This is a genomic window from Flavobacterium sp. (genome assembly GCF_029242675.1).
Classification (GTDB): Bacteria; Bacteroidota; Bacteroidia; order Flavobacteriales; family Flavobacteriaceae; genus Flavobacterium.
This window is the reverse complement of record NZ_JAQWTM010000022.1, coordinates 1-9,541: the sequence shown is the minus strand read 5'-3', so window position 1 is coordinate 9,541 and position 9,541 is coordinate 1. Positions and strand designations below refer to the sequence as shown.

Sequence of the window (9,541 nt, the reverse complement as noted above, 5' to 3'; positions counted from 1 at the left end):
ATGACAATGACACAGGAAGAGCATAAGCAAAAAACAGCAAGATCATATAAGTTGATTTTGATTTTTGCAATGGTCAGTATGATTATGATGTTTGCGGGACTTACTAGTGCGTTTGTAGTAAGTAAAGCAAGAGTAGACTGGTTGAAAGATTTTCAATTGCCTACTGCATTTTATTATAGCACATTGGCGCTGGGGATTTTATTTGTTGTTTTGCAGTTTGTAGGATTTGGACAAATTGTGGAAAACGGTTATTATTTTACAGGAAGCGAGAGCTCAATAACAACAACATTTTTGTATATTGTAACCGTAGTGCACTTGATTCACCTAGCCGGAGGATTAATTTCATTGTTAATTATAATTTATAATCATTTTAAACAAAAATACAATTCGAGTCAAACTCTTGGAATAGAACTAGGTGCAATGTATTGGCACTTTTTAGATTTCTTGTGGATTTATTTATTTGTATTTTTATATTTCTTTAAATAAGAAAAAAACGTAAATTTGGGAACTTTTTAACGAATAACTTTTATGGAAGCGACAGTTACTACTGCAAATAGTGAAGAAAAAACTTGGGGAGGCGGCGAAAATCAGCCAATGGGAGCAAGTTATGGTAAATTGATGATGTGGTTTTTTATCGTATCAGATGCCTTAACGTTCTCTGGATTTTTAGCAGCTTACGGTTTTTCAAGATTTAAATTTATTGAAACTTGGCCATTGGCCGATGAGGTGTTTACGCACTTTCCATTCATGCATGGGGTATCCGCTCCGATGTATTATGTCGCGTTGATGACATTTATTTTGATTTTTTCATCTGTAACAATGGTTTTGGCTGTTGATGCGGGTCATCAAATGAAAAAAGACAAAGTAGTTCTCTACATGTTTTTAACCATTATAGGTGGAGGAATCTTTGTTGGTTCACAAGCTTGGGAGTGGAAAAACTTTATTAAAGGCGAGTATGGTGCTATTGAAACTAAAGGAGGTAGCTTGCTTCAATTTGTAGATAAAGACGGTAAACGTGTTGCTCTAGCTGAATTTGCTGCAACTTTACCAGAAGTTAGAGAGCAGTTGACTAGAAATAAAGCGAAATGGTTCATGGAAGAAGGATCTTTGCCTTCTTACTCAGTGGCCGAAGTACAAGCTGGATTTAAAGCACATCCTGATCTTTTAATTAGAACAGAAACTATTACTGCAGAAAAGCAGAAAACGGTGCTTTCTAGAGCGGAGTCAGAGTCGAGATTGTCTCAAGCAGCTTACGTTGTGGAAGGAGCGAACTTGACAAGAAATGAATACGGAAGTAAATTGTTTGCTGATTTCTTCTTCTTTATTACCGGATTCCACGGATTCCACGTATTTTCAGGTGTAATCATTAACATTATTATTTTCTTTAATGTTCTTTTAGGAACCTATGAGAAAAGAAAAAGTTATGAGATGGTAGAAAAAGTTGGATTATATTGGCACTTTGTCGATTTAGTTTGGGTATTCGTATTTACAGTTTTCTATCTAGTTTAATTTTCAAAAGATTTAATTATGTCACACGGTCACGAACATGTATCGAATATTAGCAGAATCTGGAAAGTTTTCGGAATATTATCTGCGGTTACAATTGTAGAAGTTATTTTAGGTATCTATAAGCCTGATTCTTTACACTTTAGTCACTTTTTAGGATTGAGTTTTTTAAACTGGATTTTTTATGGGTTAACAGTATTTAAAGCGTACTACATTGTATGGGCTTTTATGCACATGGAAGGTGAAAGATCTAGTTTGAGATCAGCGGTAGTTATACCAGTAATTTTCCTAATCTTGTATTTGCTTTTTATTCTTTTAACAGAAGGTAATTATATTTATGGGGTTTTTAAAGATTCAACTATTAAGTGGAATTTTTAACATTATATTAATTCAAAAAAAGGGTATTCGTCGAGGCGAATGCCCTTTTTTGTTTTATTTTTGTATCCTATATATTTCCCTTTCCAATGAAAAAAAATATTGTTCTTTTTGTCCTTTTTATACTTCCTATCGTTGCCTATCTTTTCTTTGCATCGGGCGTAAATGGCTTTACAACATTACCTGTTATTTCTCCTTCAGTTCCTGATCTAGGGAAGTGGGAATCGTTACATGGTGAAGAAGTTACTTTAAATGGAAAAATCACGATTTTAGGTTTCTCAGGTTCTGATATTTTAAAAAACAGAGGAAATCTTTTTAATCTTAACGAGAAGGTGTACCAACGGTACCATACCTTTAAAGATTTACAGTTTGTTATGGTATGCCCAATTGGAACTGAAAATGACATCAAAAAGATTATAGATGCCTTAGATGAGTTTACTGATGTGTCGCAATGGCATTTTGTTTTCACAACTCCTGAAAATATAAATACCTACTACAAAAGCCTTAAGTTAAAAGGATCATTGGATAAACATGCGGGAACCCCAATGGTTTACATCGTGGATAAAGCGAGGAATTTAAGAGGCCGTAAAGAAGTAAAAGAATATAAAGAGGGTTATGATACTTTTCACCCTTCGGATCTAAGTAATGAAATGATAGATGATTTTAAAATTATCTTATATGAATACCGTGCGGCACTGAAGAAAAATCATAATGCTACAAAGCAACTTTAATTTATTATTATGTTCAAAAACAAATCATACATAGGTATTTCTTTTGTAATTCTGGTTTTTGGGATTTATGCAATACCTAAAATTTTAGACCGCATTCAAGATGGATCTGTTGTAAAAGCGGATCGTTTGGATCATGTAAGTGGGATTGCTACATCTGATGGTAAATTAGAAACGATTGGACCGGCGCCTAAATTTGAATTAGTAAATCAAAACAACCAAAAAATTTCAAATGAAACGTATAAAGGTAAAGTTTATGTTTTAGATTTTTTCTTTACGACCTGTCCTACGATTTGCCCGAAGATGAATCAGAGTATGTTAAGTATAGAGAAAAAGTTTTTTGGAAATCCTAACTTCGGTATTGTTTCTATAACTATTGATCCGGCTCACGATACACCAGCAGTTTTAAAAGAGCATGCACAACTACTTGGTGCAACTTCTTCAAATTGGAATTTTTTAACAGGAGATAGGCAAACCATTTTTGACTTGGCAAACAAGGGATTTAACCTTTATGCTGGAGAAAACAGTAAGGTTAATGGCGGTTTTGAGCATTCAGGCTTATTTGCTTTAATTGACAAGAATGGAAATATCCGTTGTAGGAAAGATAATTTTGGAAACCCAATATTATACTACGATGGTTTAGAAAAGGAGGGCGTTCGCAATATTCAACAAGATATCAGTATATTATTAAAAGAATAAAGTTATGGAAAAGCAAAATACGCAGTTGAAATATAAAAATTGGATTATCATTTTGTCGGTTGCTATTCCGTTAGTAGTGGTGCTTCTTTTTTCAGTAAACCTAAAAAAGATGGGTTTTAATGTAGAGCCACTCACTTTTTTGCCTCCAATTTATGCCTCAATAAACGGATTGACTGCTGTTCTATTAGTAACAGCAGTATTAGCAATTAAAAATGGTAATAGAAGATTACATGAAAATTTAATGAAGTCGGCAATAGCTTGTTCTGTTGCTTTCCTAGGCATGTATGTTGCATATCATATGACCACTGATTCAACCAAATTTGGAGGAGATGGAGTTGTTAAGTATGTGTATTATTTTATTTTATTTACTCATATCGTCTTATCAGTTATAGTTATTCCTTTGGTGTTGGTTACATATGTAAGAGCTTTATCAGAACTTTTTGACCAGCACAAGAAAATTGCAAAGATCACCTTCCCTATTTGGTTGTATGTAGCTGTTACAGGAGTAGTAGTGTATTTAATGATTTCACCTTATTATGTATAAATATTCAATACTAAAAGTCGTTACTACCAATTTCAAGCAAAGCAGCATAAAGCTAGGCTTTCTAATGGTGTTGTTTTTTTTGTTTAGTACTGTTGCTAGTGCGCAATGTGCCATGTGCCGTGCTGCACTAGGAGGAGAAGCGAATAAAGCGCAGGCGCAAGCAGTTAATGATGGAATAGTATATTTAATGGTAATACCTTATGTTTTAGTGGCGGCGATAGGTTACGCAGTTTATAGAATGCGAAAAAAGAAAGTAAAATAAGTGCTTACTTTAAGCCGTTAACACTAACGTTAATTTCTCCGTTTATTTTTATAAAGGCCAAAATAGCATTATTCGTTAGTTCTATTTTTTTGAACTGAATATCTTCCATTTTACCATTTACATATATCCCTGGCATCGGAGAGTAGTTTTTTAAATAATTGAGCATGGTTTTCTTGCCTTCTTCTAGATTTGGTTTGATGGAATAGCGGCAATTTTCCTCGATCTTTTTAAGGATAACTCCTTGGGCAAGCCAGTTTGCAGTTCGCATTAATTTACTTTTAGTATCCAATACGTATTCTAGTTGATCGAAATATATTTCTTTGGTTTGATCATTGTATTTTGGGAAACCAGCCAAGTAAATAGTTCCGTTAATCGATCCTTGAAGTGCTAACGCAATAACCATTTTGTCATTTTTATGCCAAATAGTAACATCTTTCACGGTCACTTTCTTTGATCCAGAAGTGAAATCTTGTTCTGCAAAATTCTTCCGAATAATTTTAGATGCATCGGCGTATGTTGAAACTGCAACAATATTAGTTGTAACTTGATTAGGAATCTTAACTACAGGTTTCAAGATTATTTTTGTGGCATCAAACTGCTTTTCTGGTTTTTGGCCTATCAACGTTTCCATAGTGCATTTCATACCCATATCTAACAAAAACGAATCGTTTTTTAAATGCGCTGCAGTTGAATAAATTTCGATAGGAACGATTCGCAACCAACTTTCGTAATCCTCGTTCATTTTGAAAGGTGTGCATAGGGTTTCCAAAGTTGCTAATACATTCGGTTTGAAATCCATTGCTTTTTCGATGGCATCATCAATGCTCTTTTCTATTTTAGATCGAAAGAGTTTAACTGTAGGATTGATGATGTAGGTTACAGGGACGTTTTTACCCAAGACCGTCATTGTTGGGCTCTCATTCCACTCTAGAGATTTTAATTCCGTTTTTGTTTTTAGTCTCCAATTATTGAGTGTCACGGAGCTACTAAGTGTAACTATTCCATTTAAATTGAACTCTTGAGTTTTATAGAGGTCTACTCCGATAGTTTTGGTTCCTATGCGGTATTTTATCAGTGCTTTTAAGGGAAGGATGGTTTTAATTCGCTCTGAACCCTTGGCGTTTTCATTTACTATTGTGATTGGTGCTAGCTTCCATATTTTGATTTCGACATTGTCATCTTCAATAGTATTGTCTTCATAAATCAAACCGTTTAAATATGAGTTAGTTTGGTATTCGATGTCTTTTAATGCAATACTAATAGGTAAATTAATAAACGAGGGGCTGTTGTCATAAACTACTGGCGAAGCATCGTCTGGCTCAGGTCGTAAGGTATCAATCTTTTGACTAGTGGAACATCCTAAAAACAAAACGGTAAGGACAAGTAGGCTCGCTATTTTTTGAAGCATTTTTCTTTTTTTTACAAAAGTAAACATTTTTAAAAGACGTAATCTTGAAGATACTCTTTTGTTAAACATCAAAATTTGTCTGAATCTGTTTAACTTGTTGCTAAGAGAAGTGCTGTTTCGAAATTTTAAGGATTAAAGTGTAACAATTTAACAGGACCGAAGTCTTATGGGTATATAAATCATTTTTATTATTGTCATTACTGAAAACTAGTAAGAGTTATTCTTAGTTTGGATGTAAGGATTTTATGAAGCGATGATTTTGTTAACAGTGCAATTTTGTAGTAAAAGAATAACTATAGAGAGGCAGTGAACAATTGCTAAGATAAAAGCTATGAACTGCTTTATGAAAGATTGGAACCTATTAGCAAAGATTTTTTAGTTGTAACTACTAATTAAATTGTTAGATTTATTTTTGGTTTTAATAAATGTTAAATTTGTGTGCTTCATTGCACCACCTTGATTATAAAGATATGAGAAAACCCAGCTGGATTCCTATAATACTACTCTTTTCGGGAAGTTTGCTTTCACATGCACAAGTGAAGAAATGGACTTTACAGGAATGTGTGAATTATGCTTTGGAGCATAATATTTCTATAAAACAGACCGAGCTTGATAGTGAAACGGCATTAATTGACAAGAGAGGCGCTTTAGGACGTTTTCTTCCTTCGTTGAATGCAAATGCTTCACATTCATGGAATATTGGTTTGAACCAAGATATTACTACTGGATTGCTACAGAATCAAACTACTCAATTTACCTCTGCAGGAGCTAGTGTTGGTGTCGATATTTATAGAGGATTGCAAAATCAAAATACATTGCGACGTGCTAATTTATCCGTTGTTGCAGCCAAATATCAAATTCTGAAAATTCAAGAAGATATAGCATTGAATGTAGCTAATGCTTTCCTACAAGTCTTATTCAATAAAGAAAATCTAAAAGTTCAAAACGAACAATTAGGAATTGACCAAAAGCAATTAGCGCGTTCTCAGGAATTAGTAAATGCGGGTACTATTCCCAAAGGAGATTTATTTGATGTGAAGGCTACTTTAGCGTCTGACAATCAAAGGGTAATAAATGCTGAGAATTCCTTATTGATTTCTAAATTAAGCTTAGCTCAATTGCTTCAGTTGGAAGATTTTGATTCCTTTGATGTTGTGGATGATACGGCAGCGAAAGACGAGAATAATATCTTATTGGAAACGCCAACAAGTATTTACGCTAAAGCAAAAGAAGGAAGAACTGAATTAAAAATAGCTGAAACAAATCTTGAAATCGCCGAAAAAAACGTTGCTATTGCAAAAGGGGGGTACCAACCGACACTACAAGGGTTTTACAGTTTTAATTCAAGGGTATCCTACAGCGACAGAGTTGTTGGTTTGACACCCAATACTGCAAATCCTACCTCAGTTGTTGGATTCGTGCAAGGAACGAATCAAAATGTTTTGAGCCCCAACTTCACAAGAGTTCTAGGAAATCCAGCACCGTTCTTTGATCAATTTAACACGAATAAAGGACAATCATTTGGTGTGCAGCTTAGTGTACCCATTTTTAATGGATTCGCTGCTCGCAATAATGTGGAACGATCAAAAGTAACATTGGAAAAGTCAAAAATCGCTTTGGAACAACAAAGCTTAACTTTACAGCGTAATGTATACACCGCATTTGTTGATGCTAAAGGAGCATTGAAATCATACGAATCAGCACTTACGGCATTAGACTCAAGGGAGCAATCGTACAACTATGCTAAGGAGCGCTATAACGTAGGTTTAATGAATGCATTTGATTTAAGCCAATCTCAAACCTTGCTTGCAACAGCTCAGTCAGAAGTTTTAAGAACGAAATACGACTACATTTTTAAAATAAAAATACTAGAGTTTTACTTCGGAATTCCAATTATCAAAAATTAATTTATCATGTCAAAAAAAACAATTTATAGTATCGTTGGTGGAGTAGTAGTGGTAATCATTGCCTTGATTGCTCTTTCAAAAGCAGGAATCATAGGTAAAAAAGACCAAGGAATTGAGATAGAAACTGCACAAGTAAATACGACAACTGTGGTAGAAACGGTATCGGCAACCGGAAAAATTCAGCCTGAGATCGAAGTTAAAATTTCGTCAATGGTATCAGGTGAAATCATAGCCTTGCCAGTTAAAGAAGGACAGGTAGTTAGAAAGGGAGAATTGTTAGTTAAAATCAATCCTGATTTATATACTTCTAGTTTAAACCGTACTATTGCTGGATTATCTGGTTCAAAAGCTGGACTTACTCAAGCTGACGCCCAATATAAAGAAGCAAAGGCAAGTTACGATCGTAATAAAACATTATTTGAAAAAGGAATTATTTCAAAATCAGATTGGGATAAAGCAGTGGCATCTTTTGACGTAGCAAAAGCTACGAAACAATCCGCTTATTTTAGTGTTCAAAGTGCTTCTGCTTCTGTTAATGAAGCAAAAGATAACTTAGGAAGAACTATTATTTATGCTCCAGCTGATGGTACAATTTCGATGCTTAATGTAGAATTAGGGGAACGAGTTTTGGGAACGCAACAAATGACTGGTACTGAAATATTGAGAGTAGCCAACTTGAACAATATGGAAGTTGAAGTGGATGTTAACGAAAATGATATTGTTAAAATAAAGGTAGGCGATTTAGCTAATGTGGAAGTAGATGCTTACTTAAAAAAGCAATTTAAAGGGACGGTAACGAGTATTTCTAATTCTGCTAGTTCTGCCTTAACCGCAGATCAAGTGACCAATTTTAAAGTTAAAGTTAGAATATTAAAAGAGTCATACGAAGATTTACTAGTAGGGAAACCTGCAACCTATTCTCCTTTCCGACCAGGGATGACGGCTACTGTTGATATTATCACTAAAACAAAAAAGAATATTTTAGCAGTTCCTATTAGCTCTGTAGTTGTAAAATCGGATACGGCTTCTACCAAGGAAATTAAAATGGTTCCTACGGAAGACGAGAAGAAAATGGCACCTAAGAGCGATAAGAAATTTGAGTGTGTTTTTGTTAAAGTAGGAGATAAGGCTAAAATTAGAATTGTAAAAACGGGTATTCAAGATGATGCTAATATTGAAATCATTAGTGGTTTACAAAAGGGTGATGTAGTGATTACAGGTCCGTATACTACCGTGAGTAAAGATTTAAACTCAGGTGATAAAGTAACGGTAAAAACAGATAAGGATAAAAAATAAATAATTACTTTTGATGTCTTATTATAGACTTTAATCTTATTATATTTTGACTTATATACTCAATATTGAAACTTCGACTAAAAATTGTTCCGTTTCAATAGCTCAAGATGGCGTGACTATTATTTGTAACGAAATAGCTGAGGAAGGTTATTCCCATGCTGAACGCTTACATGTATTTATAGAAAAAAGTTTAAAAGAAGCGGCTATTTCGTACGCTGATTTAAGTGCAGTCGCAGTGAGTCAAGGACCAGGGTCTTATACCGGTCTTCGAATAGGTGTTTCTGCGGCTAAAGGTCTATGTTATGCATTGGGAATTCCACTACTTGCTGTCGATACGCTTAAGGTGCTAGCTAGCCAAGTAAAGGTACCGTCGGGTTATATTGTACCCATGCTCGATGCTAGAAGAATGGAAGTGTATAGTGCGGTTTTTGACTCTGATGTAAATAACGTTAGAGAAACACTAGCGGAAATCATCACTGAAGATTCATTTGAAAATTATAACGAGAAAATGTACTTTGTAGGGGATTGCGCTGATAAATGTAAATCAGTTTTAGCCAAGCCAAATTTTCTTTTTCTAGAAGAGATTAAATACCCATCTGCTAAAGAGATGTGTGTCTTAAGTTTTGAGAAATTCAAGAATAATGAAACCGTAGATGTGGCCTATTTTGAACCTTTTTATCTGAAAGATTTTATGATTACTACTTCCAAGAAATAAAAGTTGTTATTCATCAGTATTTGTTCGGGACATTTCTTTTACAAAAGGTTGTAATGATTTGATACATCTCTCTAAATGTATTTCTTCATTGTATGTCAATA

At 34.3% G+C, this 9,541-nt stretch carries 11 protein-coding genes; 10 read left to right on the top strand and 1 reads right to left on the bottom strand.

Features of this window, described 5'->3' with window-relative positions:
- From P8M54_RS00745 to P8M54_RS00715, 7 genes are all read left to right on the top strand, one after another.
- Nucleotides 1-486: cytochrome c oxidase subunit 3 (locus P8M54_RS00745; RefSeq protein WP_300283860.1), on the top strand; the 486-nt coding region annotated here is incomplete at its 5' end.
- 42 nt (nt 487-528) lie between these two features.
- On the top strand, nt 529-1,509 hold the full coding sequence (locus P8M54_RS00740; RefSeq protein WP_300283859.1) for a cytochrome c oxidase subunit 3: 981 nt from the start codon (nt 529-531) through the stop codon (nt 1,507-1,509).
- Between the two features lie 18 nt (nt 1,510-1,527).
- Complete coding sequence (locus P8M54_RS00735) at nt 1,528-1,884, top strand: cytochrome C oxidase subunit IV family protein (protein WP_300283857.1); 357 nt, start codon at nt 1,528-1,530, stop codon at nt 1,882-1,884.
- Between the two features lie 86 nt (nt 1,885-1,970).
- Nucleotides 1,971-2,612 carry a hypothetical protein gene (locus P8M54_RS00730; protein WP_300283855.1) on the top strand — a complete coding sequence of 214 codons (642 nt, stop codon included), beginning with the start codon at nt 1,971-1,973 and terminating at the stop codon, nt 2,610-2,612.
- 9 nt (nt 2,613-2,621) lie between these two features.
- A complete protein-coding gene (locus P8M54_RS00725; protein WP_300283853.1) occupies nt 2,622-3,308 on the top strand; it encodes an SCO family protein in 687 nt (228 codons plus the stop codon).
- A gap of 4 nt (nt 3,309-3,312) precedes the next feature.
- Nucleotides 3,313-3,852 carry a DUF420 domain-containing protein gene (locus P8M54_RS00720; protein WP_300283852.1) on the top strand — a complete coding sequence of 180 codons (540 nt, stop codon included), beginning with the start codon at nt 3,313-3,315 and terminating at the stop codon, nt 3,850-3,852.
- Between the two features lie 64 nt (nt 3,853-3,916).
- On the top strand, nt 3,917-4,114 hold the full coding sequence (locus P8M54_RS00715) for a hypothetical protein (protein ID WP_300283862.1): 198 nt from the start codon (nt 3,917-3,919) through the stop codon (nt 4,112-4,114).
- Between the two features lie 4 nt (nt 4,115-4,118).
- Here the strand turns inward: P8M54_RS00715 and P8M54_RS00710 are convergent, their stop codons facing one another.
- Nucleotides 4,119-5,522 carry a DUF4403 family protein gene (locus P8M54_RS00710; protein WP_300283851.1) on the bottom strand — a complete coding sequence of 468 codons (1,404 nt, stop codon included), beginning with the start codon at nt 5,520-5,522 and terminating at the stop codon, nt 4,119-4,121.
- Between the two features lie 470 nt (nt 5,523-5,992).
- Here P8M54_RS00710 and P8M54_RS00705 point away from each other — a divergent pair, with 470 nt between their 5' ends.
- The 3 genes from P8M54_RS00705 to tsaB are packed head-to-tail and all read left to right on the top strand — an operon-like array spanning nt 5,993 to nt 9,440.
- A complete protein-coding gene (locus P8M54_RS00705) occupies nt 5,993-7,429 on the top strand; it encodes a TolC family protein (protein ID WP_300283849.1) in 1,437 nt (478 codons plus the stop codon).
- 6 nt (nt 7,430-7,435) lie between these two features.
- Complete coding sequence (locus P8M54_RS00700) at nt 7,436-8,725, top strand: efflux RND transporter periplasmic adaptor subunit (RefSeq protein ID WP_300283847.1); 1,290 nt, start codon at nt 7,436-7,438, stop codon at nt 8,723-8,725.
- Nucleotides 8,726-8,771: 46 nt separating this feature from the next.
- Nucleotides 8,772-9,440, top strand: coding sequence for a tRNA (adenosine(37)-N6)-threonylcarbamoyltransferase complex dimerization subunit type 1 TsaB (tsaB, locus tag P8M54_RS00695; protein ID WP_300283846.1), 669 nt, complete (start codon nt 8,772-8,774; stop codon nt 9,438-9,440).
- Nucleotides 9,441-9,541 lie beyond the last annotated feature (101 nt).

Bases quoted from the DNA above. Each gene is read 5' to 3' on its own strand.
- P8M54_RS00740 (WP_300283859.1), top strand. From the start codon at position 529: ATGGAAGCGACAGTTACTACTGCAAATAGTGAAGAAAAAACTTGGGGA.
- P8M54_RS00735 (WP_300283857.1), top strand. From the start codon at position 1,528: ATGTCACACGGTCACGAACATGTATCGAATATTAGCAGAATCTGGAAA.
- P8M54_RS00730 (WP_300283855.1), top strand. From the start codon at position 1,971: ATGAAAAAAAATATTGTTCTTTTTGTCCTTTTTATACTTCCTATCGTT.
- P8M54_RS00725 (WP_300283853.1), top strand. From the start codon at position 2,622: ATGTTCAAAAACAAATCATACATAGGTATTTCTTTTGTAATTCTGGTT.
- P8M54_RS00720 (WP_300283852.1), top strand. From the start codon at position 3,313: ATGGAAAAGCAAAATACGCAGTTGAAATATAAAAATTGGATTATCATT.
- P8M54_RS00715 (WP_300283862.1), top strand. From the start codon at position 3,917: ATGGTGTTGTTTTTTTTGTTTAGTACTGTTGCTAGTGCGCAATGTGCC.
- P8M54_RS00710 (WP_300283851.1), bottom strand. From the start codon at position 5,522: ATGCTTCAAAAAATAGCGAGCCTACTTGTCCTTACCGTTTTGTTTTTA.
- P8M54_RS00705 (WP_300283849.1), top strand. From the start codon at position 5,993: ATGAGAAAACCCAGCTGGATTCCTATAATACTACTCTTTTCGGGAAGT.
- P8M54_RS00700 (WP_300283847.1), top strand. From the start codon at position 7,436: ATGTCAAAAAAAACAATTTATAGTATCGTTGGTGGAGTAGTAGTGGTA.